The organism is Paenibacillus protaetiae (genome assembly GCF_004135365.1).
Classification (GTDB): domain Bacteria; phylum Bacillota; class Bacilli; order Paenibacillales; family Paenibacillaceae; genus Paenibacillus_AP; species Paenibacillus_AP protaetiae.
On record NZ_CP035492.1, the window covers coordinates 2693771 to 2716916 of the forward strand.

A 23146-nucleotide genomic window follows, 5' to 3' on the forward strand; every position below is an offset into this window, starting at 1 on the left:
TCTTCTAAATGATTACCAAGGCGATAAACCTGCGTAACGCATCAGCCGGAGCAGCATCGCTGCCGATTCGGCGCGTGTCGCATGATCCGACGGACGAAAAGCGCCGCTGGAATCGCCTTTGATTAAACCAAGCTGCGCAGCTTGCGCAACGGACTCCGCGGCCCAGCCGGCAATGTGGGTGCCGTCGTGGAACGTAACGGCTGAAGTTCCGGATGAAGCGTCAGCCCCTGCAAAATGGATGGCCCGCAGCAGCATCACCGCCATTTCTTGACGGGAAACCGCAGCGTTGGGATGAAAGCCACCATCCTCATACCCGGTTATAATGCCAGCAGCTGCCGCTGCACGAATAGCATTCGCATACCAGCTTGCGTCCTGGACATCTGTAAAGGAAGACGAGCTGCCGAAGGAGCCTCCCTCCAGTCCAAGCACTCTGGTTATAAGCGCGGCAAATTCAGCGCGTGTAATCGAAGCATTCGGATTAAATTTCCCTTGCGTGTCTCCGTTAACTACAAACATGGATGCAAGCAGCGAAATATCGCTGTCCGCCCAGTGCTGCGCCGTATCGGCAAACGAAACCGGGTGAGATACAGCTATATATAAGCCCGTTCCAAGGTCTTTAAGCTCGGCCGTCCATATGCCGCCGACTTGTTTAAAGACAGCCGGAACAAATTGGAACGCCCCTGCAGCTGCATCCCATCTTACAACCGTTGAACCATAAAGCGGTTTGGCGCTGCCAATCGCAAAGGTGCGTTTCATATACCCGGTCAGGCCGGCAAGCGAATACTGGCTGCCGGCTTCATCGGTATAACCGGCTTTGTACCATACCGGAGCCGATATCGCTTCAGCACCGCTGCGGATTAATGCCTGCTGAGCCGAACTGATCTGGCTTGGATCGGCCTGCGCCATGGACAACGATAACCCCTGCACCATTTGCGGGGAGCCTGCTGAAGCTGCCGCTTGTTCCAGCAAATCGCGAAGCTTCAGCTGCACCGATCCTGCGGCAAGTTTCATGTCCACAACCAGCCCGCCATTGATGCCCAGCCACTCGTCAAGCAGTTGTCTGCTTAATGTGAGCGAAGCGGAAGATTGCCCGTTGAGATTAAGCGTAATCAGGCCCGATACGATGTCCTGTGCAGCTATTGTCAGCTGTACAGGCTTGCCGTCAACCGTTACCGACAGCTTATAAGATGCCGTGGTGCCGCCGCTGCCTCCTGCGCTGCGTGTAACAGTAACATCTGCCGTCGCCGATAAGCCTTGCCACAATGCCGTAACAAGCGTTGTGCCTGGCGAGACGCCTTTCAGCTTCGCCGATTCAACCGCTGCTATCGTTGAATCTCCTGTGCTGAACGTTACAGCTCCGGTTACATCGTCAGCTGTACCATCAGCATGAAGCGCCTGGACGGTCAAATCTCCGGTTTCTCCTTCACGGAGACTGTATGACGTATGGCCAAACGCCAATTTTGGAGAAACAACCGCTGTAATGGCAGATGTACCGCTCCTGTTGCCCGCTTCATCCACTGCCGTTGCTGTGAATGCAGCCGTCCCTTCGGCCAAGCCAGTAAACGAAACGGACCATCTGCCGTCAGACGCCGCTGTTGTTGTGCCCGTATCCGTGCCGTTGATCACTTCGACGGTTGCTCCCGCTTCAGCCGTGCCGCTCAAAATAACGGCATCGTAGCTGAGCTTGGCGCCATCCGGAAGGGTAAAGACCGGCGCTGCCGGCGGCGTCGTATCCAGCTTCACAGCCGTTGTACCGCCCCCTGGAACCGTCAAGATCAGCGGATTGCCTGCGGCATCTTTTGCCGAGCTTCCGTTCAGCTCTATCGCCAGGACGGACAACCCGTCTGTATTGTCGCCTGCCGCTACTGTATAAGCGAACACAAGCTGAGACAATGAGCCGGAACCTCCGGCATATGCTGCGCTGGACGTTTTGCCGTCAAACTGCAACGTTAAGCTTGGTGTGCCGCCGGCAAGGTCCACATTGACCGTTTTGCTGAGCGGCAGCGTAAACTGAAGCTGCTCCCCTGCTTTATAAGGGCCAGCGGCCGGAGCACCCGACGAATCTTGGATATCCAATTGTTTCACAACCGGATTAATGGTATCGACTTGAATAGACGACCAATCGGCCGCCGGCAGCGGACCGGCCAGCGGATTGCCTGCCTCATCCGTAATGACAGCGCCGTTCAAGGCCAGCGCCCCGTAGCTGATGCCATCCGTGTCCAAGTCGCCTGCTGCAATGGCATAACGGAATACCAGCTCGTTAGCGCTGGAAGCAGCAGTGTCATAGGCGGCCAGCCGCTCCGTGCCCGCTTCCCCGTTCACTCCGATAAAGAGCGGAAGGGACGGCTGGCCGGTCACTTGAACATTTTCGCTCGCCTGAAGCGTTATAACAAGCGTGTCGCCCGCGGCATACGTTTTAACCGGAAGTTGAATCCCGGTTATGGAAGGGGCTGTTGAATCCACTTTCACATTGGATAAAAGCCCTGTGCCCGCCAGCGAAAGCGATGCCGGATTGCCGCTGGCGCTTTGGATTGCCGCTCCGCCAGGCAGAAGGGCGTTCGAATCCGACAAATCCGCCGTTTCTCCATTACCGTCGCCTGCCGCAACTGTATAAGCAAATGTCAGCACGGAGCTGCCGCTGCCCGATACATAATGGGCGCTCTGATGGTTAAGCCCCAGCTGGAACGGCAGCTTTGGTTCATCGCCTGCCCCGCCTGAGACGGTGACATTCCGGTCGAATGTAACGCTAAACGATAATGAATCACCGGCGCGGTAGTAGCCGCCTGCTGCCGGGTCAGCCGTAACGGAAACGATTCTCGGAATGATCGTATCCACCTTAACATCGGCCAAATCCAGCGGCTCCGGCAGCGAATATAATGCCGCATTGCCCGCTTCATCCGTAATGGCTCCGCCGGACAGCAGCGAACCAGCCAGCTGAATGCCGTTTTCGTCCAGCAGTCCTGAAGGCAGCGCAAATTCCCATATAAGCTTATTTGTGCCGCTGCCGCTTATATAATCGGCCTGGAACGGATCTGTGCCGATGGTAAAACTAAGCTTGGGCGTACCGGTTACCGTAACCGGCTCGGTGAACGTTAATGCAAACGAAAGCTTGCTTCCTGCCAGATACGTTCCCGGGTTAACCGCTGCCGATACAATTGCAGGGGGATTCGTATCAATCTTAATCCCGGAGACATCCGGAACCGGGAATCCCGTCACGACAGCATTGTTGTTTGCCCCGTCCCGAACAACTGCCCCGTTCATATCCATAAGCCCGGCTGCCGGATTCAGGAATGCAATGCCGTCCTTATCTTCATCCCCTGCTTGAATGGCGTAGCTGAATAACAGCAAATTTGTTCCGGTGCCGCCGGCATAAACGGCATATCGTGTCTGTCCGCCTACCGTCAGCCCAATGCGTGGTGTTCCGCCTGCTGTAACAACCGTTACCGGCTCACTGAACGACGCTTGAAAAATCAGCGTACTCCCCGTCTGGTAGTAACCGTCTGCCGGAACGCTGACGTTGTTCAGCTGCGGCGCTTGTGTATCCATTTTGATGCCTGACGCATCTGCTGACGGTACGGCCAGGTTCGCTGTATTCCCGCCAGGTCCGTTATAGACCCTCCGTTCAGCATAATGCTGCCGTCTAATGTAATGCCATCCGGGTCATCATCAGCGGCTTGTACCGTATAAGTGAAGGCAGCCTCGTCCTGTGCGGGCGACAAAGCCGTAAACACCGCCTGCACCGTTGTCCCGCCAATTTGAACAGGAATGGACGGCTGTCCGCTTACCTTAATCTTCTCGTTCCAATGAAGAACAAAATTCAGCGTGTCTCCCGATTTGTAGTAACCGTTAACGGGAAGCGCAACAGCGGTTGACGAAGGCGCCTGCGCGTCAATTACAACACCGCTCGTGTTGGACACGCTATTTAACGTCAAGCTTGCCGGCGCATGCTCCAAACTTTCCAAAATTGCTCCGTTCAGCTGAATCGCAGTGCCTAGGCTAATTCCGTCATAATCCGCCAAACCGTCCGTGATCGAATAGGCGAACTGCAGCTGGCTTGTCCCGCTGCCTGCCTTATAAGCCGCTTCTACGGTTGAACTGCCGATATACAGCAGCAGAGATGGATGGCCCGTTACTTGCACAGCCCGGTCATATTGAACGTTAAACAGCAGTTCATCGCCTTTTTTGTAATAACCCGGATCTGGTGCAGCAACCGAAATGACCTGCGGAATTTCATGGACAGCATATGAAGACGAAGCGTTATTGTTGCCTCCATCTTCCGCCGCTTCTCCGCCGCCGTTTGCCGTTACCGAGGCTTGTCCGGCACCGGCCGCGGTCTCGCTAACCGAACCGTGAAGCGTAAAGACTGCGCTGGAACCGGCTGGAAGCGATGCTGTCGTGGAGAATGTATAAGTCCCGCCTGCCGAGGATTTCGTCCAATTGGACGGCACATCCGCGCTCGTAATCATTAGGCCTGCCGGAATCGTCACAACTGCTTTCACTTCACCTGACGTATCTTTGGTGCCCGCGTTCCGGACCGTTACCGTAATCGGTACATCGGCTTGTCCCTGGTAGACGTCCGCCGGCATGCTGATCGCCGCAGCCACATCCGGAAGCGGAACCAGATCCAGCACGAAGGTTCCCGGAATCGTCATCGTTGTGCCGCCGACCTGTCTCGTGGCCTGAACGGTAAATATCGCGCGTCCCGCTTTATCCGGGCTCGAAACGGCGTTAAATGTTCTTGCCGTGCCTCCGGAAGTGATCGAAGAGGACGTAATCAGCCCCGGCACGGATTCGCTGGCCAGCTGTACCGTGACAGCAGCTGCACCATCCTGTACATTCCATGCGGTGGAGTAGCTGCTGCCGTACCGTGCGGCCGCCTGCAGCATTTCATAAGCGCCGGCGGACGGTTCCCCGGTCATCCTTGGGAACCCGCGCTGATCATATACCAGCGAAGCGGTTCCGCCGATGCCGATTGCCGGGCTGTCCGGCTGCAAAGCGTACGTTGGCGTAAAGCCGCCATGATCGCCAATCGCCCCTAATCCCGCATCTGCGCCAAGCTTGCTGCTGCTTGCACCGGGTGCAAACATATTTTGGGCATGGTACACGACGTTGTAGCCGTTGCGGGCAGGATCAAGCAGCGGCGCAGTCTGGTCTTTGGCGATGTCGGCATTGGCGGCATAAGCCGGGTTTGCCGTCGTATTGCCTGAAACAATGGACCCGGTCAGCTGTACGCTGCCGCCAGCAATATAAAGACCGCCGCCCTCCTGGAAGCTGCTGTTTTCGGCAACTGTTATATGGTCGAATACCGGCACGGCCGAACCGCCATTGCCGGCGGAAGATACAATGCCGCCGCCATATTGGGCGCTGTTGCCGCTAAACGTCGTATTTTGAACGGTGATGGCCGCCACGTTCACATTTAATCCGCCGCCGTTGTTGCCCGTGGCTGCATTGCCGATAAACGCGCTGTCGGTAATGGTCACCGGACCCGCACCGGCTGCAGAAGCCGGTACAATGTCCACGCCGCCGCCCGGACGGCTGCCGGCTGTATTATGGTCAAACGCCGAACGGGTGATGGAGACGTCCATGTCGCCTTCTACATATAAACCGCCGCCTCCGGCCTGTGTCACATTATTCGCAACCGTTACTCTGTCCAGCTTCAGCTTGCCGCCTTCCAGACCGGATACAAACAAGCCGCCTCCGTCGCCGTTAGCCCCGCCATTATTATCCGATACGGTAACATTGTAAAGCGATAAAGCAGAAGTGCCTGTATCCGCCAAAATGCCAGCGCCGCCAAAAGACTCATCCGCAGCTGCAGCCTTCCCGCCCGTTACGGTCAGCGCCTCTAGCGAAACATCGGCAAACGTATCATTCAGCGCATCATTAATAATGACGGCTCTGTCCGTCCCGTTCTGTACGATTTTCGTTTTGGCGGCGTCGCCTTCACGGTTGCCTCCTGCGCCGATAACCGTAACGCCGCGGTTAATAACAAGCGGGGTTCCGCCTAAGGAATAGACGCCTTCATCCAGCTTGATGACCGCCGCGCTGCCGCTGGCGAGCGCGTTTCTTAACCCGGCTGTATCCGAGACGGTAACCGTTTCGGGATCAGCCGAAATGTACCGGGCCGTTCCTAAACCAGCTGCTGCAAGAAGCACGACAACCGCAGTCATCACCGTCCAAAACCGTTTGTGATGCCTGTTTTCAAACCGCTTCATAACAAACCTCCCTGCCTTTTGGTCATAAATAAAGCAACCTTGCTTATGATCGGGGCGGGAATATCCCGCTTAGCGCAATAATAAAATTGACTGTCAAATAAGGCTGCATATTGTTATGAGGCAGGGATCCGCCTGCAAGCGCGATCGTTTGCGGATGCAACGTTACAGCTTGGCCCGCCTGGCCGGCGACATAGGCAAGCGGCGCTCTTCTTCCCCGCGTAGCCGAAGGCAAAGCTCCGTTCGGAGCGCTTTGCGGCACAGCCGAATCGCCGTAATTTAAGGTATGGGCATGTTGCGGGATTTCCGAATTGAGCAGGCTCTCCGACGGGCTTCCTCCTGTTTCGCCAAGCCATCGCGTGGACAGTCCGGGGCCTTGGCCCGGATGGACCGGTATACTTCCCTGCAAATTCGGCAATGCGAAGTTGCTTCTGCCATCGCCGCCGTATGTCGTTCCTAATATGGAAAATAACGCTGTATTTTGCGAAATCGCAAGCAATTGACCGTTGCACAATGCCCAGCCTCTTGGAGGATAATTACCGGCAAACATACGAATCTCGCCAAGAAACGGCTCCATACAAATCTCAGCTCCTTTCTTCTAATTCCGTGACGGATATATACCTGTGACAGCGATGCAAAAATTAAATACGAGATAAGGCTGCATATTGTTATGCGCCTGTGTGCCGCCCGTCTGTCCGACCGCGGAAAAGGACATCGTCCCGGCCGTGCCGCCGCTAGGTCCCGATGTATGATACGCGCTGACGGCGGTTGCCCCCCATGTCGCGCCTTGCGGCGAAGATAACGCGGCCGGTGCCGATGAAGCTTGAACGGTATGCGTATGAATGGGCATTTCGTTCATCGTTAACGTATGCGTCTGCTCGCCGCCTTGCTGGCCCTGCGTATAACTCCCGCCAGCATGCAGGGGAACTTTGCCGCGGAAGTCCGGGAGCGCAAAGGTTGTAACGCCGTCTCCCCCGTATGTCGTGCCCAATAAGGAAAATAACGCCTCATTTTGTTCGATTCGCAATAGCTGGCCGTCACAGGACGCCCATCCCAATGGCACGTACGAGAGGGTAAACAGCCGGATTTCACCGAGAAACTGATCGCTCATTCACCAGTTCTCCTTTCGTCGTGGAATGTGTGCCGTTCATTAAGAACGTGGAGGAAAAATGCCGTTTAACGAAATAATGAAATGAATGCCGACATACGGCATCATGTTGTTATGCGACTGGCTGCCTCCGGCCGGGCTGATCGCCCCAGCCATCATTTGGCCGTTCACCGCAGGGGCCGGTGCTGCTTCTGTATAAAAGGCAAGCGAGGACATAGCCGGAGACGCTTGACTCGGATTGCTAGTATTGCCCTGCTTCGTTTGCGTAAGGAAACTATGGCTGTGCGCAGGAAGCTGGTTAATAGTCAGCGCAACTGTCTCCGTTCCGCCGGCTTGCCCAATCGTAAAGCTGCTGCCCTGGTAATTGCCTTGGTGGACAGGCGCCCTGCCTCTCAAATCCGGCAAAGCAAACGTGTTTACGCCATCTCCGCCGTATGTCGTGCCAATGAGCGAATACAGCACACTATTTTCTGCTATAGATAGCAGCTGCCCGTCGCAAAACATCCATCCTACAGGGGCATAATTGCCTGCAAACATGCGAATTTCGCCTGTATACGAATCTGCCATTGCATGATCCTCCTTTTGGTTATATCCAAGGGTGCCGGTTTATTGGGGCGGCCAGTTCATTTCGCTGTACAGCTCCCCTTCCTGTACAACCTGGAACCCCAGTCTTTCGTACAGCAGCCGTGCCCGGGTATTGCCATTGTCCACACTCAGCCGAAGCGGCAACTGTCTTTGCCTGGCCTGGTCTTGGAGCATGCGCAGCAGGCTTGTCCCAATGCCCCCGCCTCTCGCAGCCGGCAGCAGCGCAATATCGACCAGCCTGATTGCGTCTGTCCCATAATAGACCCGGTATGCGCCAACCGGCTGTCCGTCGTCGCTGATGATACGGCATTCGCTGCCCGGATAATTCGTTTGATAAGCCAGCTCCCGTGCTCTAAATTGAAGCTTCACGATCTCCGCTAATTGCTGGGGAGCGAAGCCCCACTGCTCCATTTCCCCGCGCCTCGTTTCATAATAAAGCCGTTCCAAAAAAATAATATCTGCCGAAACCGGCAGCCGCCCGATCATCTTGTTCCCCCTTGCTCATCCGCCGTTCTTAACCATTCTAGTCCCTGCAAGAACGGCGGCTTGCAGCCTTTTATGTCATCATATCTCGAAAACTGGCGAATTAAAACTATTTTTATCCAAAAATAGATTCATTAAGAACCATAATATGCTATCTTATTGCTAGACTAGACAAGCACAATGATTCGAGTCGGACCTTTGGGAGGTACCTATGAACCCTAATAAAGAAGTTTCCCGCCGTTCCTTTCTGGCCATGATCGGCACCGGCACCGCCGCCTTGGCTGCAGCATCAACGGGACTCACTCCATTGCTGGAAACCGCCGAAGCTTCTGCCGGAAAGCTGCTTGGCCTGCCCGCCGCTTTGCCGTTTCCGGCTCTGCAGCCGCAAACGGCAAATAAACTGGCCGTACCGGCTGGTTATGCATTCGACTCCTTGGCGAGCAGCGGCGCCGGCTATATCGGGTATTGGGCCGTTCCGGCCGATTCCGGCCAAGAAGAGCTGTTGTGGGTAAGCCATCCGGCGGATGCTCCGCAAGACGAACGCGGCATCTCCGTATTATCCGTGAAACGGGCACCCGGCCGGGGCGCGTGGAGCGCTGTGAGCCAGCGCCGCATAACAGCAACCGAACGTGTTCGGCTGACCGGACCGGCAAGCGGGTCCAAGGCGCTTCACAGCGCAGCGGCCGTACAAGGACTATGGAGCAACGGTTCCGGCGGCCGGACGCCTTGGGGAACGGCGCTGGCCGGCGAACAAGCAGCCGATGCGGGCGCAGTCAAAGCCGGCATTGCCCCTTCGGCTACGGGCTGGATCGCCGAGGCAGATCCGGCGGACAGCCGCTTTGCCGTGCGCAAGCATACGGCGCTCGGCCGCTTTACCCGCGGCGATGCCGTTGCAGCGATTACCCGCAGCAAGCGGGTTGCCGTCTATATGTGCAGCGGATTGACTTTATTCAAATTCGTAAGCAGCGGCCAATATGACGCCGCGCGCGGCAAAGAAAACGCTGAACTGCTCGAATCCGGCAAGCTGTATGCAGCCGATTTGGGCCGCGGCAGCTGGATCGAGCTGACGGCTGACGCTGTGCGCGGCAAGCTGTCCGACCCGGCATTCCAAATGCCGGCGGCAGCCAGCCGGCTGCGCGAGGATTTGCTTGAAGATATCCGGGAACAAGCGGATGTGCTCGTCTATGCGCAGGAAGCTGCGCTTGTGCTTGGCGCAACCGTTCTGGAGCAGGCTTTTGGCCTGGCGCTTCATCCGGCGGACCAGTCGCTGTTTATCGCGCAAACAGGAAGCGCGGCTAACGGCCACGGCTTTGGCAGCGTACTGCGTCTGGCGGAGAAGGACAGCGACGCCGGAGCAGAACGGTTCGAGTCCGACCTTGCCGTATCCGGCAGCCGTTTGAGCGGCTTCAGTTCGCCCCGCTCGCTGGCGTTTGATACGGAAGGGCGGCTGTGGCTCGCTACTGCGATTCCGCAGGGGCATATGCATGAAGGAGCGTATGCCTCCTTTGGCAATAATGCACTGCTTGTGCTGGCGCCTTCCGGAGCTTCCTTGGGCCAAGCGGAAGCTTTTGCGTACGCGCCGGTAAAAGGCATATTTGCCGCTCCGGCATTTGGACCGGGGAGCACCTTATTTACGTCGGTACAAGGGACAGGCGTAATCGCTATCCGCAACAGCTAGAACAAAAGGTCAGCCGGAATATCCCGGCTGACCTTTTGTTTTGCTCTACAATTATTGGCATTACTGCATTCTCTGACCTGCCGGCGGGGGCTATCGCCGCTGCGGTGCAATCCGCTGCTCTGCCAGCTGCTTAAGCCCGCGGTTGCGGTATTCCAAGAAACGCCTCATGTATGTCCTCAGCACAAGGCGTTCCGCGAGCCAGCCCAGCGGTCCAAGCGGCGCTTCCAAATACAAGACGTCCCTCAGGCGCGTCCCGCTTCCCGACGGTTCAAAATAATGCTCATGGCGCAAGCTCTTAAACGCGCCGCGCTGCATCGAATCGACAAAAACATACGGACGGCGGTATTCGCTTACAAGCGAAGTCAGCTTTTGCCGCACGCCAAAATGAGTTGCTTGAAACGTTACCGTCTCCCCGTCTCCGATCATGCCCGAAGTGACTCCGGCAATCGCGCGCTCCTTCGTAAACGGCCACGTTGTTTGCGTATGAACCCCGATGTCTCTCGCCAGATCAAAACAAACCTCAACCGGCGCATCAATCCAAATGCCCGTCTCAATTTTGACCATACCGCAAAGCAGCCTCCTCTTCTCCCCATACAAAACGAAGGCTGCCGTAGGCAGCCTTCCATTCACCAGCTTTAGCTATAAATGCAATTACCGTTTGATCAAATCAAGAAATTCCGCCCGAATCGCCGGATTGGTCCGGAATTCGCCGCGAACAGCCGATGTAACGGTTTTGCTTCCCGGTTTTTTAACACCGCGCGCGCACATGCACAGATGCTCGCCTTCCACCACAACCATGACGCCGTTCGGCTGAAGCTCCTCCATCAGGATGTCGGCCAGCTGGGTTGTAATACGCTCCTGCACCTGCAGGCGGCGGGTGATCGCTTCCACCAGCCTTGCCAGCTTGCTGAGGCCGGCAATTTTACCGCTTGGAATATATCCGATATGGGCCTTGCCAAAAAACGGCGCCATATGATGCTCGCATTGGCTGTAATACACAATGTCTTTGACGATAACAAGCTCTTCATGCTGCTCGTCGAACGTGACGCCAAGCACTTCGCGGGGATCCACTTCGTAACCGGCGAAAATTTCCTCATACATGCGGGTTACGCGTGCCGGCGTTTCGAGCAGGCCTTCGCGCTCCACATTTTCGCCGATCAGCTTTAAAATTTCACGAACATGGTATTCGATTTGCTCTCTATGGTTATTTACCGAGCTGTTTACATAGTCTTTTCTGCCCGCCATAAGTCGGTTGCCCTCCTTCTGCATCGGACCCAATCGACAGGCAAATTATTTACGTGGTAACTTTTGATTTTTCATCATCTGTTGCGCGCGGTTCATTTGCTGCTTATTCAGATTGTAGCCCATCTGTTTTGCCATTTTTTGAATCATTTCCGGATTGTTCTGCATGCGTTCGATCTGCTTGCGCAAATAGAATACGCCTGCGGCAAATCCAACAATAACCCCAACGATTAGCGTAATAATCGGAATGATGTAGCTCCACATAAAAAACGGTCACCTGGCCCTTTCTCATTAACCTTATGGATGTACAAGCTTTGTCATAATTCAACCTATAATAGCACGGAAAACGGCACGTCCGCAAACCGCTTTTTTTGCCTTTTGGCCGCGCCGCATCAGGCTTCTTCGCCATCTTTGAACAGGGCTGCTCGCCCCCGTTATAGCCGGCGGCTATTCGTCCGCCAGTGCCGACAGCTTCATGCCTGCCCTAGACCGGCGGATGCTCGCCCGTTATGGCCGGCTGCTCCAGAGCCCGCTTGATATAACAGACCGCTTCCTCGTCCGTCTCGGCGGCAAGCGCCTGTTCGAGCGCGGCTTTGGCAGCCTCGCCGCCGATTTGGCCAAGCGACCAGGCAGCTGTCCCCCGCAGCACCGGGCGGGTGTCTTTCAGCAGCACCTCGGTCAAGTCCGGGACGGCGCTCGCTTCTTTAAAGGTGCCAAGCGCAATGACCGCATTGCGCTGGATCGGCTTTTTGCCCCGCCATGCCGATGAGGTATGGCCGTACCGCTCTTTGAATTCCCGGTTGCCGATCGTCAGCAGCGGCACAAGCAGCGGCTTCGCCAGCTCGGGATCCGGCTGCAGCTCGGGCTGATGCGTCCAGTTTTTGCCCCGGTTTTTCGGGCATACGGTCTGGCAGGTGTCGCAGCCGTACAGCCGGTTGCCGATTTTGCGCATAAACGGCTCGGGAACCCAGTCTTTTGTTTGCGTAATAAACGAAATGCACCGTTTCGCATTCAGCTGTCCCGGCGCAACGATTGCGCCGGTCGGACAAGCGTCGATACATTTGGTGCACTCCCCGCAGCTGTCCGTCACAGGCTCGTCCGGCGGCAGCGGCAAGTTCGTAATCATTTCGCCGAGGTAAATCCATGACCCAAACTCCGGCGAAATAATGGAACAGTTTTTGGCGCTCCAGCCGATGCCCGCCCGCTCTGCTACCGCACGGTCGGACAATTCGCCCGTATCGACCATGCTTTCCGCCAGCATCGCCGGCACCCGCTCCTTCAGCCAAGCTTCGAGCCGGGCCAGCCGGTCGCGAAGCACGGTATGGTAGTCGAGCCCCCAAGCCGAGCGGGCCATAATGCCTCTGCGGGCGCCCGGTTCGGACTTCGGCGGACTTACCAGCTTGGACGGGTAAGCGACCGCAATCGCAACGATCGACTGCGCCGTCGGCAGCAGCAGTCCCGGCGTTGTGCGCTTGTCCAAATCCGGCTCTTCAAATCCCGATTCATACCCAAGCTCGCGGTGCCGGATGAGCCGCTGCTTCAGCTCTGTAAACGGAGCGGAGGAAGCGACCCCGATTTTATCAATGCCCAGCAGAGGAGCAGCCTCTTTCATTTCTTCCTTCAGTGCCGCCCAAAAACCGCCGCCCATGACGGGCATGGAAGCCGAATCAGCGCCTCCGCTCTGATGAAGTTGTTCTGCCATAGAATGCTCCCCTTCCTCACAAGGGCAAAAACGATGCCAAACCTTACAGCCGTTTAATCGCTTCGCGGGCCAGCTCGTCGCAGCGGTTGTTCCATTCGTTGTCGCTATGCCCTTTGACCTTGATATATTCCACTTGATGCTGGCTCATCACGTCGAGCAGCTTTTTCCACAAATCCTGGTTTTCGACCGGTTCCTTTTTGCTGTTTTTCCAGCCGTTCCTCTGCCAGCCGCGAATCCAGTTCTGCTGGAAGCAGTTCACCACATAAGCCGAATCGCTGTACACTTTAATGTTGCACGGCTCCTTCAGCAGAGACAGCGCCTCAATAACCGCCAATATTTCCATCCGGTTATTGGTCGTATGCTTCTCTCCGCCCGAAATCTCCTTTTTATGCTGGCCATAAAAAAGGACGGCCCCGTACCCGCCGGGACCCGGATTGCCTGAACATGCTCCGTCCGTATAGATCGTAACTTCCTTCATATTCCCCTCCATCACAGCATCGTCATTTGATTAAGCGGCCATACGATAAAATCGGCCTTTCCCTGAATCAATGCTTCCGGTACAGTGCCAAATACGCGGCTATCCTTGCTTGCCTGTGCGTGCCGATTGTCGCCCAGCACAAAATAGCTGCCCTTCTCGACGATATGAGGACCGTAATCATGCCCTTCAATTACCGTATCAATATAGGGCTCATTCACAAGCTGGCCGTTCCGGTACAGCTTTTTATTGTAAATTTCAATCTGGTCGCCGGGGACGCCGACTACCCGCTTCACCAGAAGCTCGGGTTTGCTCAGTCCCATCCGGACGTCCAGCGGATCTTTTATTATGATGACATCCCCGGCCTTCGGGCTGCGGGCTTTATACACCACTTTATTGACAAACAGCCATTCCTTGTCCCGCAGCGTCGGCTCCATCGAATGCCCTTCTACGGTGGACAAATTAAAAACAAACAAATGAAGCGCAAGCACAATAACAAAAGCAATGCCCGCTGTTTTTAACCATTCGAACAGTTCTTTTGGCCAATTTATTTTCGAAGAAGCAGGAGCTTCCGCCATTTGGTCATGCGGCCCTTCCAAATCGGACGTGTTCATGGTTTCACCCCGCGGCACCTTATAGATTAGACATCGTCAGCATGTGACTTGCCTCCATCATATCAATTCAAAGCCAAATAGAAAAGCATATCCATTCATGGAGCCGCGAGGCGTCCCATCGGATATGCCTAAATATATACAGCATTTATATTCTATACGTTAAACGAAATGTCGGCATCAGCCGGCGACGATGCTAAGCTTCTGAAAAGAACGAAAAAAATCAGTGGCTGCGTAACCAAGCGATTCATAAAGGGGCAAAATCGGCTCATTATGCTCGTCCGCTGTAATCATAATTTTCATAACATTGCGCTGTTCAAAGCGCTGGCGCAAAGACTGGATAAGCGCTTTGCCGATTCCTTGCCGCTGATGATGCGGATGAACCGCGATCCGATAATAATAACCTTTGTTATTATCAATCGTTCCGATCATGATGCCTACCACCTCGGATTCCTCGACAGCAACCAGAACGAGCTCGCTGTCCCATGACAACTGACGTGCAAAAGCTTCCATCGTTTGTTCGTAACACTCTTCAGAAAGAACCATCTCTAACAAGCCGGTAACAAGCTGATAATCAGATAATTGAAAGGAACGCACCTTCATTGATTTACACCTTCTATACCTTGTCATAGTGATGCCAGTTATGACTATTATACGACAATTTTTAACGAAACCCTGCTTAAATCTTTAAAATTCCTTAAAAAATTTAAAGAAATATGTAGTTTTCTCTTGAAAACGCTTTATTTTAAGCGCTTACAGTCGATTTTCTTGCCATTTTTCCGTTTTTGTTATGAAATTCGGCTTATCGGGTAATGGTATAAAAGAATGACAGTCCTGTCGTTTTGAATGCCGGGAGACATCCTTTTGCCTCTTTTAAACAAGGCCGGAGGGCATAGAATACTTTTGAAACGTAAATGTTGATTTATTCAGATGAATGAGAGATAATGGATTTGGATATTTTCATAAACCACATATGGAGGCTGATTAACTATGGCTCATCAACTACCTGCATTGCCATACGCCAATAATGCGCTCGAACCGCACATTGATGCGACTACGATGGAAATCCATCATGACCGCCATCACAATACTTACGTAACAAACCTGAATGCTGCTCTGGAATCCGCTCCTGAGCTGCAAGACAAATCCGTTGAAGAACTGCTTGCTAACAACCTGGCAATCGTTCCTGAAGCGATCCGCACAGCTGTCCGCAACAACGGCGGCGGCCATGCGAACCACAGCCTGTTCTGGGAAATCATCGGACCAAACGGCGGCGGCGCTCCTACTGGCGCTCTTGCTGCAGCAATCGAAAGCGAACTGGGCGGCTTCGACAAATTCAAAGAAGATTTCGCCAAAGCAGCTACAACCCGCTTCGGCAGCGGCTGGGCATGGCTTTCCGTGAAAGACGGCAAGCTGAAAGTATCGAGCCTGCCTAACCAAGACAGCCCGCTGATGGAAGGCGAAACGCCGATCCTTGGCCTGGATGTTTGGGAGCATGCTTACTACCTGAAATACCAAAACAAACGCCCTGACTACATCGCAGCGTTCTGGAACGTTGTAAACTGGGCTGAAGCAAACAAACGTTACGAAGCTGCTGTAAAATAACGTTTCGTTCCGTATTACAAAGGGATCGTCCCGCACCGCCGGTTGGCCGGTGCAGGGACGATCCTTTTTTTTGCGGCTTGCCGCAGCGCACAATGCGGGATGCACACCGCCGGGCATTCGCCGCATAGAATACTGCAGAATCTTCGCCCAAACTTACTGTGAAGGAGTGCAATCAAGCCGATGACATACATGAACGGCCAAACCGGCAAGCGGATGCAGTATATCCCGCCTTCCGTGCCCGCAGGCAGCGACTGCGGCTGCGGCGGACCGCGCCGCCGGACAGGTGCAGCCGCTTCAGCCGGACCAGGCTTGCAGCAGCAGCCGGCCTATGTTTCTGCGCCCGGACCATCCTACGCCGCTCCAGGCATGATGCCCGGAACGCCCTATCCCGCAAACGGCGGTTATCCGCCGCAAACAAGGCCGGTGTTCCCGATGCCGATCCCGTTCCCGGCGCCGCAGCTCCAAGGCCCGATTCCCGCCGCGCCTGTCACGGTGGAAATCGAAAGCGCTGCAGGGCAAAGCCAGAAATACCGCCTAGCCTACCGGCCAGGTCTTACGCTGATCGAATCGCTGCTGCAAACGGGCGCCGTCCAGCTTTCGCCCGGCGGTCAAATCGCTTCCGTTCATCAGCGGCCGGTTGAAGGGCAGTTTGACGCTGTCCTGACGCTAAACGGCGAGCAAATTCCGCTTTCCTTGCTTTATTTTCCGATTCATCCAAACGATACGGTGCGGCTGAATCTTGTGCCTTCCTTCCAGCCGGGTTATTATGCTCCCGGCGCCTTTAATCCCGGCTTTGAATAAAAAATGCCGGGATGTCTAACCCGGCAGCAGCTGCCGGAAAGCAGCAAAAGGTATCCCGCAGCCGCCCACCGGTCACCGGGATACCTTTTTCCTTGTCGTTTGAACCGATGAACCCGTCTGAACGGACAATGGGCTGCAAACGTTATTCAATCGCTTTCCCTTTGCCGCTGATCAGCTTGAGCTGGTCATTCTCATAGGCTACAACATACGTAACCTGATATTTGCTCAGCTTGTATTCGCCGTCCTTCCGTTCATCCACCGAAATTACGGCCGTTACGGTGGCGGAGTCCTTCGAGTCGCTTGTCACATACATATCGTCAATAACAACGTTGCGAGTCGACAAGTACCCTTGCCGGAAATCCTCGTAGCTTGTGCCTTCCTTCCAGTTGCCGCCAAGCAAAGAGTAGGCATAAACGTAATCGGCGCTGTTCAGGCTGTCGTAAAAATGCTTCACCAAATATTGGCTGTATTCCGTTATCGAAGCAGCCTGCTGCCCTTGTCCTTGCGTTTGCCCTTGAGACGCATTCGTATCGTCCTGGCCAGAGGCCGCAGTATCCGGCAGCGTCGCCATCGGCTGCTTGGACCAGCCTTCAGCCAAATCCAGCACATCCATAACCGGAATACTGAAGCCGATCATGCCTTCCTCGATGCCGGCGGAATTAATGCCGATCACGCCTCCGGTTGCTTTATCCACCAGCGGGCCGCCGCTGTTGCCTTTCGCAATGACTGCCGAGATCTGATACAAATCTTTGTAGCTGTACGGGTCGATTACAAAAGAGCGCCCGACACCGCTTATAATGCCCGTTGTGACGGTATTCTGAAAGCCCAGCGGGCTGCCGACCGCAATCACCTCATCGCCGACTTCCGCTTTCCGGTCGCGGATCACGGGCAGCGGCTGGACGCCTGCCAGCTCCTGCACCCGCACGACAGCAACGTCCGTCTCTTCGCTGATGCCGATCACTTTCCCTTGCAGCACGCGCGCATCCGCCGTTTTGACCGTGACATCCGTTGCTCCTGTTACGACATGAGCGTTTGTAATCAAATCGCCTTGGTCATTGTATAGAAATCCCGATCCTTGCATGCCGTCCGGCGTTTCAATTGTAACGACCAGCTTTTGTGTTTCATAAATAACGTCCTTCAGCGATTTAGGGCCGCTTTGCTCCGGCACCTCCGCCAGCAGCGGCTTCCCCTGCAGCTGCTTGGGCACTTCCATATGCACCACGCCTGCCGCGCCTGCCGCTGCGCAGATCATAACGGTACATAATGCGGCGCTTATCCATACCGATTTTCTCATTGTCCTTTTTCTCCCCAAGCAGCCATTAATCCAAATACCAGGTCGCGTGATCGACTACAACTTTTACATCGGACTGCTTGATGTCCGGCGAAGCCCATGTAAAAGTCATTTCATCACCCGGCTCTACATAATTAGGCGCAGCATCCGCCTCGCCAGCGGCAAGCAGCTCTCCTTCGAGGCTGGATACCGTAAACTGTACTTTAACCGTATAAATCGGCCTTGTAGCTGAATTTTTCAAATGGCCGGTTACGATCAGATTGCCGTTGTCATCAAGCGTCTGCTCCAGACGCACCACTTCCACGGCAGACGTATGATTGCGCAAATCTTCTTCCGCTGCAATTTGCATAGCGTGTTCTATCCGCGCCTGTTCGGCGTCTTCAAACTGCTGCTTCTGCTGCTTAATTTGCTCCTGCAGCTTTAGAAGCGGTTCATTGCCCGGCTCATAATCAAGGCCGGACTGAACAGCCGCCAGCGCTTCGGTAAATTTTTTGGCCGCCAGCAGGCTTGAGGCTTCCTTGTTGCTGACCGCTGCGATTTTATCCTTCAGCTTGGCCTGCAGCGCTTCCGCCGCTGCGCCCGTCAGCGGCTGCACTTCCTTATATTTGGCGGCAAGCGCGTCAACCGTATTCAAGGAATCCAGCTCATTTTCAGCCTTTTGCACTTCAAGCTTTACATTAAGCTGCTCCAGTTCGGCGCGGATCGGCTCAAACAACGTCCCTTCCTGCACGAGCAGCTTCGAGCGCAGCTGTTCCAGCTGAAGCTCCGCTTCGTTTAATGAGTTATTGTCCATTAAACCGCTGATTTGCTGCAAGCTGCTTTTATCCTGCAGCGCTTTTTGTACAGCTACGATATCTTGCTGCACCGCTTCATAAGCCGGGCGTTTGCTTGACGCCTGCTTCAGCAGCTTCATGGCGCTTTCGTAATCGCCGGCAAGGCCGGCCTGCTGCGCCTGCATATGCCACTCCCGCACTTCGCTGTTTACGTTGTCTTCGTGCACATAATAAGCAAATACCCCGCCGGCGGACAACACCAGCACGGCAAAAGGAATCAGTCCCCAAATGAGCCAGCCCGGGCTTTTTTTCCGCTCATCCGGCCGGACGGCCTGCACGCTGGAAGGCAGCAGGCCGCCTTCCCGATCCGGCACAGCGGACAAGCCGCTTTCAACGCCGGCTGCGGCTTCCTGCTGCTCCGGCCCCTGCTCCGGCTCCAAAGGCGCGCGGCCGTCCTCCGGCTGCAGCAGCCGGCCGCATTGGTTGCAATAAACAGCATCCTCGGGCTGCTTTTTCCCGCAATGATGGCAATACAAATCCGTTCAACCCCCGACGTTTCCCCATTGTCTGTTCTTACATTCAATTTATGATGAAGGAGGCTGATTATCCAGCCCCAATATTTGCCGAAATCCGCAAAATAAAAAAGAGCAATCCGAGGAGCGAGCCTCGTCTTACTCTTATCCATAATAGCACACTTGAATTTATTGATACATGATTTCCAGCCGAAGCCGGCCATCTTTTTCAAAATTTAGGAAATTAGTCCTTAACGCGCCTTATCCTTTAAGCTTTTCAGCCGTTTCATAACGTCATTTGCACCGCGGCCAAAATAATCATGCAGCGCCTGGTACTCTGCGTACAGCTTACGGTAGACCTCGACATTCGCCGGAATCGGCTTAAATGTATCTTCGCGTATACGGGCCATATGCTGCGCAGCTTCTACGATGGAATCGTAACCGCCGCTTGCCGCTCCGGCCGCTACCGCTCCAAACATAGCCGCTCCGACGGCCGGCGTCTGCCTGGAGGCTGCGACTTTAATTTCGAGGTTGGTCACATCCGCATAAATTTGCATGAGCAGCCGGTTTTTTTGCGGAAGCCCGCCGCAGGCGTACAGTTCATGGACCGGCACGCCGCTGCTGTTGAACGCTTCTACAATTGTGCGGGTGCCGAACGCCGTTGCTTCGAGCAATGCGCGGTATATCTCCCAAGGTTTCGTCTGCAAGGTCATACCGACAAGGATGCCCGTCAAATCGGTGTCCACCAGCACCGAACGGTTGCCGTTCCACCAGTCCAGCGCCAGAAGCCCGCTTTCCCCCGGCATCAGCTCCGATGCCTTGCGCTCCAGATAAGCGTGCACATGCACGCCTTCACGCTGCGCCGCCTCATGCACATAAGCCGGAACCGCTTCATCCACATACCATTCGAATATATCGCCTACCGCCGACTGGCCCGCTTCATACCCGTAATAACCCGGTATAATGCCGTCCTCCACGACGCCGCACATGCCTTCCACCCGCTTCTCTTCCGTGCCAAGCAGCATATGGCAGATAGACGTGCCCATCGCCATGACCATTTTGCCCGGCGTTACTACGCCAACGGCAGGCACTGCGGCATGCGCATCCACATTGCCGACCGCAACCGCCGTTCCAGCCGCCAGCCCCATCCGTGCCGCCAACACGGATGACAATCCGCCGGCTTTGGTGCCAAGCGGCATTACCTCGCCGCGAAGCTTGGTTTCCGCCAAGTTCTCGAGCCGGGGATCCAATGCGGCAAGAAAGCTCCGGCCCGGATAACCGTCCCGCTTATGCCAGATGGACTTGTAGCCCGCCGTACAGCTGTTGCGAAGCACATTCCCGCCGGTCATCTGGTTCACGACCCAATCCGTTGCTTCTATAAAATGGTCAGCGCTTTCATAAATGTCCGGCGCCTCATTTAAAATTTGCCATACCTTCGCCATCATCCATTCGGATGAAATTTTGCCGCCATACCGCGGCAGGAATCGCTCGCCCCGCTCCGCTGCAAGCTCATTAATGCGGTTCGCTTCCGCTTGAGCCGCATGATGCTTCCATAGCTTCACCCAGCTGTGCGGGTTATGCTTATACGCATCCAGCAGGCACAGCGGCGTACCGCTGCCGTCCACCGGCAGCATGGTGCAGGCTGTAAAGTCGATGCCGATGCCGATGACAGCCTCCGGCGTCACGCCTGATAACTTCATCACCGCCGGCACCGAATGGGTTAACACTTCAATATAATCAAGCGGATGCTGCAGCGCCCAGTCGGATTCCAGCTTTACCCCGCCGCCTGGCAGTTCCTCATCCATAACGCCGTGCCGGTAAGGCGTTACATGTTCCGCAACTTCCGCCCCGTCAGCCAAATCGACCAATACCGCACGCCCCGACTGTGTGCCGTAATCTATGCCAATTGCATATGTTTTGCTCAAAAAATGCCGCCTCCCCCGCGTTTCATTCGCCGTTACCCGATTTGCCCGTAATAGGCGTTTGCTCCATGCTTCCGCAAATAATGGCGGTCCAGCAGCTGCTGATCCATCGGCTGCAGGCCGGGATTAATCTGGTACGAATGCCAGTTCATCTTGGCCACTTCCTCAAGCACTACCGCATGATGAATCGCTTGATGCGGATCCTTGCCCCAACAGAACGGCGCATGGCTGTATACAAGCACAGACGGTACCTGATTCGGATCAATACCGTTTTTGTCGAACGTCTCGATGATGACATTGCCGGTCTCCAGCTCGTAAGAGCCTTGGATTTCCTCTCTTGTAAGCGGACGCGTGCAGGGCACTTCGCCGTAAAAATAATCGCCTTGCGTCGTGCCAAGCGCCTTAATGCCCTGCCCCGCCTGCGCCCAACTGGTAGCCCAAGGCGAATGCGTATGGACGATGCCGCCGATATTCTTGAACTTCTCGTATAATACCAGATGGGTTGGCGTATCGGATGACGGGCGCAAATCGCCGTCAATCACCGTTCCTTGTAAATTGACGACAACCATATGCTCCGGCTTCATTTCCTCATAAGGCACGCCGCTTGGCTTAATGACCACAAGCCCGCTTTCCCGGTCGATGCCGCTTACGTTCCCCCATGTAAACGTCACCAGGCCGTATTTGGGCAGGTCCATATTGGCTTCCCATACCGATTGCTTTAAAGCTTCCAGCATACGCCGCTTCGCTCCTTTTGCACATTGCCCGGACCATTCTCCGCAACGTTGTCTGCCGAAGTAGTTCGGACAACTTATAGTTTAGGGTTCTGCCCTTATTATAAGTTGTACGTACAAGTGTGTCACGCCTTTTTTGACAGGAGCGGCGTCGCCCGGCCTTTAAAGCTGCATCGGCTGCCGAGGGGGCTGCGTAGATTCCCGGACGACTAGCGACGGCGCGTAAATTTTGTCCGGCATGATTCGCTCGCCCGGCTGCCGCTGGGCAAGCTTCATCAGCATATCGACCGCATCGGCGCCCATTTCGCTTTTAGGGTGGGTAAGCGTGGTCAACTTCACTTCCGTCGCCGTCGCAAGGCTGGAATCGTCAAAGCCGACGATGGACAAATGCTCCGGCACCTGCAGTCCCGATCTGCGGATGACATCCAGCATCAGCACCGCCAGTTCGTCATTGTAGCAGATTACAGCCGTAGGGCGCTGCGCATGCTCCCGGTCCAGCATGTCCGCCAGCATGCTTTGCGGCCGGGTATATTTCTCCTCCGTCGTATACCGGACCAGGTTATCCGGCTGGACCGCCATGCGGTGCTCGCGGAGCGCGCGCAAAAATCCGCGCATCCGGTGGACGCCCTGGAAATCGTCGGTTTTGAAAAAACCGGCGATCTGCGTATGGCCCAGCTCCAGCAAATGCTGCGCCGCCAAATAGCCGCCAAGCTCGTCGTCTATGCGGAGCACCGGGGCATCCACGTCGCTGTACCGTTCATTCAGCATCACATATGGAATTTGCTGTGCGTCCAGCGTCAGGAACAGATCAAAATTGGTGTCGCCTTCGGCGCTTTTGGTCGGCTCGATAATCAGTCCGGTAAGCGGCTCGCGCAGCATCGAAGCAAGGCTTTCCCGCTCCTTCGCTTTCTCATTGTCTGTGCTGGCCAGCAGCAGCTTCGCCCCTTGCTGCCGCAGGGTGGATTCGACTCCCCGCACAATGGCCGGAAATATGTAATCCGATATATGGGTGGTAATCAGGCCGACCGTCATGCCGCCTGCTCCATCGCCGGATCGTTCGGGCAGAGGCGCATGGCCGGACACAAACGTCCCTTTGCCTTGCACCCTGTAGAGCCGGCCCTCCTGCTCCAGATCGCCAAGCGCCTGGCGGACGGTCTGGCGGCTCATTTCAAACTGCGCCGCAATCTCGTTTTCCGACGGCAGCCGGTCATGCGGCTTATATTCGCGCGCCGCAATCCACGACATAATTTCTTGCTTCAGCTGTATATATTTAGGCGGAATTTGCTCTTTCAACAGTACACCTCATTAATCATCAATTTGCACAAGTAGTATAGCATACGCCAAACTTGTACGTACATATAACGCACACAAGTCCATCCTGTACACAAAAAGCACCCGAACCGCCAGTTTCAGCGCGC

21 protein-coding genes are annotated in these 23146 nt (G+C 55.2%); 3 read left to right on the top strand and 18 right to left on the bottom strand.

The window, feature by feature from the left end; genetic code table 11:
• Positions 1-12: 12 nt before the first annotated feature.
• Genes ET464_RS12440 through ET464_RS12465 form a run of 6 tightly spaced genes read right to left on the bottom strand, consistent with a single transcriptional unit; the run spans position 13 to position 8388 of the window.
• Positions 13-3546 carry an S-layer homology domain-containing protein gene (locus tag ET464_RS12440; RefSeq protein WP_129441334.1) on the bottom strand — a complete coding sequence of 1178 codons (3534 nt, stop codon included), beginning with the start codon at positions 3544-3546 and terminating at the stop codon, positions 13-15.
• A complete protein-coding gene (locus ET464_RS12445) occupies positions 3522-6212 on the bottom strand; it encodes a choice-of-anchor Q domain-containing protein (RefSeq protein ID WP_129441336.1) in 2691 nt (896 codons plus the stop codon). Before ET464_RS12445 ends, ET464_RS12440 begins: the two co-directional genes overlap by 25 nt.
• Before the next feature lie 43 nt (positions 6213-6255).
• Complete coding sequence (locus ET464_RS12450) at positions 6256-6786, bottom strand: phage tail protein (RefSeq protein ID WP_129441338.1); 531 nt, start codon at positions 6784-6786, stop codon at positions 6256-6258.
• 21 nt (positions 6787-6807) lie between these two features.
• Entirely contained in the window at positions 6808-7320 is a 513-nt protein-coding gene (locus tag ET464_RS12455; protein WP_129441340.1) for a phage tail protein, read from the bottom strand.
• A gap of 39 nt (positions 7321-7359) precedes the next feature.
• Positions 7360-7884, bottom strand: coding sequence for a phage tail protein (locus ET464_RS12460; RefSeq protein ID WP_129441342.1), 525 nt, complete (start codon positions 7882-7884; stop codon positions 7360-7362).
• Positions 7885-7923: 39 nt separating this feature from the next.
• Entirely contained in the window at positions 7924-8388 is a 465-nt protein-coding gene (locus ET464_RS12465; protein WP_129441344.1) for a GNAT family N-acetyltransferase, read from the bottom strand.
• Positions 8389-8596: 208 nt separating this feature from the next.
• Between ET464_RS12465 and ET464_RS12470 the strand changes: the two genes are divergently transcribed.
• Positions 8597-10063 carry a PhoX family protein gene (locus ET464_RS12470; RefSeq protein WP_129444348.1) on the top strand — a complete coding sequence of 489 codons (1467 nt, stop codon included), beginning with the start codon at positions 8597-8599 and terminating at the stop codon, positions 10061-10063.
• A gap of 90 nt (positions 10064-10153) precedes the next feature.
• Here the strand turns inward: ET464_RS12470 and ET464_RS12475 are convergent, their stop codons facing one another.
• The 7 genes from ET464_RS12475 to ET464_RS12505 all read right to left on the bottom strand — a co-directional run bounded on the left by ET464_RS12475 (position 10154) and on the right by ET464_RS12505 (position 14696).
• On the bottom strand, positions 10154-10627 hold the full coding sequence (locus ET464_RS12475; RefSeq protein WP_129441346.1) for an SRPBCC family protein: 474 nt from the start codon (positions 10625-10627) through the stop codon (positions 10154-10156).
• 87 nt (positions 10628-10714) lie between these two features.
• Positions 10715-11308: a GTP cyclohydrolase I FolE gene (gene folE, locus ET464_RS12480; RefSeq protein WP_129441348.1), complete on the bottom strand. Its 594-nt coding sequence runs from the start codon at positions 11306-11308 to the stop codon at positions 10715-10717.
• 45 nt (positions 11309-11353) lie between these two features.
• The gene (locus ET464_RS12485) at positions 11354-11569 is read right to left on the bottom strand and encodes a YneF family protein (protein ID WP_129441350.1); all 216 of its coding nucleotides are present in this window, start codon (positions 11567-11569) and stop codon (positions 11354-11356) included.
• 220 nt (positions 11570-11789) lie between these two features.
• A complete protein-coding gene (queG, locus tag ET464_RS12490) occupies positions 11790-13007 on the bottom strand; it encodes a tRNA epoxyqueuosine(34) reductase QueG (RefSeq protein ID WP_129441352.1) in 1218 nt (405 codons plus the stop codon).
• A gap of 43 nt (positions 13008-13050) precedes the next feature.
• Positions 13051-13485 (bottom strand): ribonuclease HI, encoded by a 435-nt coding sequence (gene rnhA / locus ET464_RS12495; RefSeq protein ID WP_129441354.1) that lies wholly within the window; start codon positions 13483-13485, stop codon positions 13051-13053.
• Positions 13486-13496: 11 nt separating this feature from the next.
• Positions 13497-14096, bottom strand: coding sequence for a signal peptidase I (lepB, locus tag ET464_RS12500; protein ID WP_244226523.1), 600 nt, complete (start codon positions 14094-14096; stop codon positions 13497-13499).
• A 177-nt stretch (positions 14097-14273) separates the two neighbouring features.
• Positions 14274-14696: a GNAT family N-acetyltransferase gene (locus tag ET464_RS12505; protein WP_129441356.1), complete on the bottom strand. Its 423-nt coding sequence runs from the start codon at positions 14694-14696 to the stop codon at positions 14274-14276.
• A 387-nt stretch (positions 14697-15083) separates the two neighbouring features.
• Here ET464_RS12505 and ET464_RS12510 point away from each other — a divergent pair, with 387 nt between their 5' ends.
• Both ET464_RS12510 and ET464_RS12515 read left to right on the top strand, forming a co-directional pair.
• Positions 15084-15698 (top strand): superoxide dismutase, encoded by a 615-nt coding sequence (locus ET464_RS12510; RefSeq protein ID WP_129441358.1) that lies wholly within the window; start codon positions 15084-15086, stop codon positions 15696-15698.
• 180 nt (positions 15699-15878) lie between these two features.
• Entirely contained in the window at positions 15879-16499 is a 621-nt protein-coding gene (locus ET464_RS12515; RefSeq protein WP_129441360.1) for a hypothetical protein, read from the top strand.
• 142 nt (positions 16500-16641) lie between these two features.
• Here ET464_RS12515 and ET464_RS12520 read toward each other — a convergent pair whose 3' ends face one another.
• From ET464_RS12520 to ET464_RS12540, 5 genes are all read right to left on the bottom strand, one after another.
• Positions 16642-17793 (bottom strand): S1C family serine protease, encoded by a 1152-nt coding sequence (locus ET464_RS12520; RefSeq protein WP_129441362.1) that lies wholly within the window; start codon positions 17791-17793, stop codon positions 16642-16644.
• Positions 17794-17818: 25 nt separating this feature from the next.
• Positions 17819-19099: a zinc ribbon domain-containing protein gene (locus ET464_RS12525; protein ID WP_129441364.1), complete on the bottom strand. Its 1281-nt coding sequence runs from the start codon at positions 19097-19099 to the stop codon at positions 17819-17821.
• Between the two features lie 227 nt (positions 19100-19326).
• Positions 19327-21000, bottom strand: coding sequence for a ribulokinase (locus ET464_RS12530; protein WP_129441366.1), 1674 nt, complete (start codon positions 20998-21000; stop codon positions 19327-19329).
• Positions 21001-21032: 32 nt separating this feature from the next.
• Positions 21033-21731: an L-ribulose-5-phosphate 4-epimerase gene (gene araD, locus ET464_RS12535; RefSeq protein ID WP_129441368.1), complete on the bottom strand. Its 699-nt coding sequence runs from the start codon at positions 21729-21731 to the stop codon at positions 21033-21035.
• A gap of 159 nt (positions 21732-21890) precedes the next feature.
• Entirely contained in the window at positions 21891-23021 is a 1131-nt protein-coding gene (locus ET464_RS12540) for a GntR family transcriptional regulator (RefSeq protein WP_129441370.1), read from the bottom strand.
• Between the last annotated feature and the right edge of the window lie 125 nt (positions 23022-23146).

Bases quoted from the DNA above. Each gene is read 5' to 3' on its own strand.
- ET464_RS12455 (WP_129441340.1), bottom strand. From the start codon at position 7,320: ATGAGCGATCAGTTTCTCGGTGAAATCCGGCTGTTTACCCTCTCGTAC.
- queG (WP_129441352.1), bottom strand. From the start codon at position 13,007: ATGGCAGAACAACTTCATCAGAGCGGAGGCGCTGATTCGGCTTCCATG.
- araD (WP_129441368.1), bottom strand. From the start codon at position 21,731: ATGCTGGAAGCTTTAAAGCAATCGGTATGGGAAGCCAATATGGACCTG.
- folE (WP_129441348.1), bottom strand. From the start codon at position 11,308: ATGGCGGGCAGAAAAGACTATGTAAACAGCTCGGTAAATAACCATAGA.
- ET464_RS12460 (WP_129441342.1), bottom strand. From the start codon at position 7,884: ATGGCAGATTCGTATACAGGCGAAATTCGCATGTTTGCAGGCAATTAT.
- ET464_RS12450 (WP_129441338.1), bottom strand. From the start codon at position 6,786: ATGGAGCCGTTTCTTGGCGAGATTCGTATGTTTGCCGGTAATTATCCT.
- ET464_RS12440 (WP_129441334.1), bottom strand. From the start codon at position 3,546: ATGGATACACAAGCGCCGCAGCTGAACAACGTCAGCGTTCCGGCAGAC.
- lepB (WP_244226523.1), bottom strand. From the start codon at position 14,096: ATGAACACGTCCGATTTGGAAGGGCCGCATGACCAAATGGCGGAAGCT.
- ET464_RS12465 (WP_129441344.1), bottom strand. From the start codon at position 8,388: ATGATCGGGCGGCTGCCGGTTTCGGCAGATATTATTTTTTTGGAACGG.
- rnhA (WP_129441354.1), bottom strand. From the start codon at position 13,485: ATGAAGGAAGTTACGATCTATACGGACGGAGCATGTTCAGGCAATCCG.
- ET464_RS12515 (WP_129441360.1), top strand. From the start codon at position 15,879: ATGACATACATGAACGGCCAAACCGGCAAGCGGATGCAGTATATCCCG.
- ET464_RS12485 (WP_129441350.1), bottom strand. From the start codon at position 11,569: ATGTGGAGCTACATCATTCCGATTATTACGCTAATCGTTGGGGTTATT.
- ET464_RS12510 (WP_129441358.1), top strand. From the start codon at position 15,084: ATGGCTCATCAACTACCTGCATTGCCATACGCCAATAATGCGCTCGAA.
- ET464_RS12505 (WP_129441356.1), bottom strand. From the start codon at position 14,696: ATGAAGGTGCGTTCCTTTCAATTATCTGATTATCAGCTTGTTACCGGC.
- ET464_RS12445 (WP_129441336.1), bottom strand. From the start codon at position 6,212: ATGAAGCGGTTTGAAAACAGGCATCACAAACGGTTTTGGACGGTGATG.
- ET464_RS12475 (WP_129441346.1), bottom strand. From the start codon at position 10,627: ATGGTCAAAATTGAGACGGGCATTTGGATTGATGCGCCGGTTGAGGTT.
- ET464_RS12470 (WP_129444348.1), top strand. From the start codon at position 8,597: ATGAACCCTAATAAAGAAGTTTCCCGCCGTTCCTTTCTGGCCATGATC.
- ET464_RS12520 (WP_129441362.1), bottom strand. From the start codon at position 17,793: ATGAGAAAATCGGTATGGATAAGCGCCGCATTATGTACCGTTATGATC.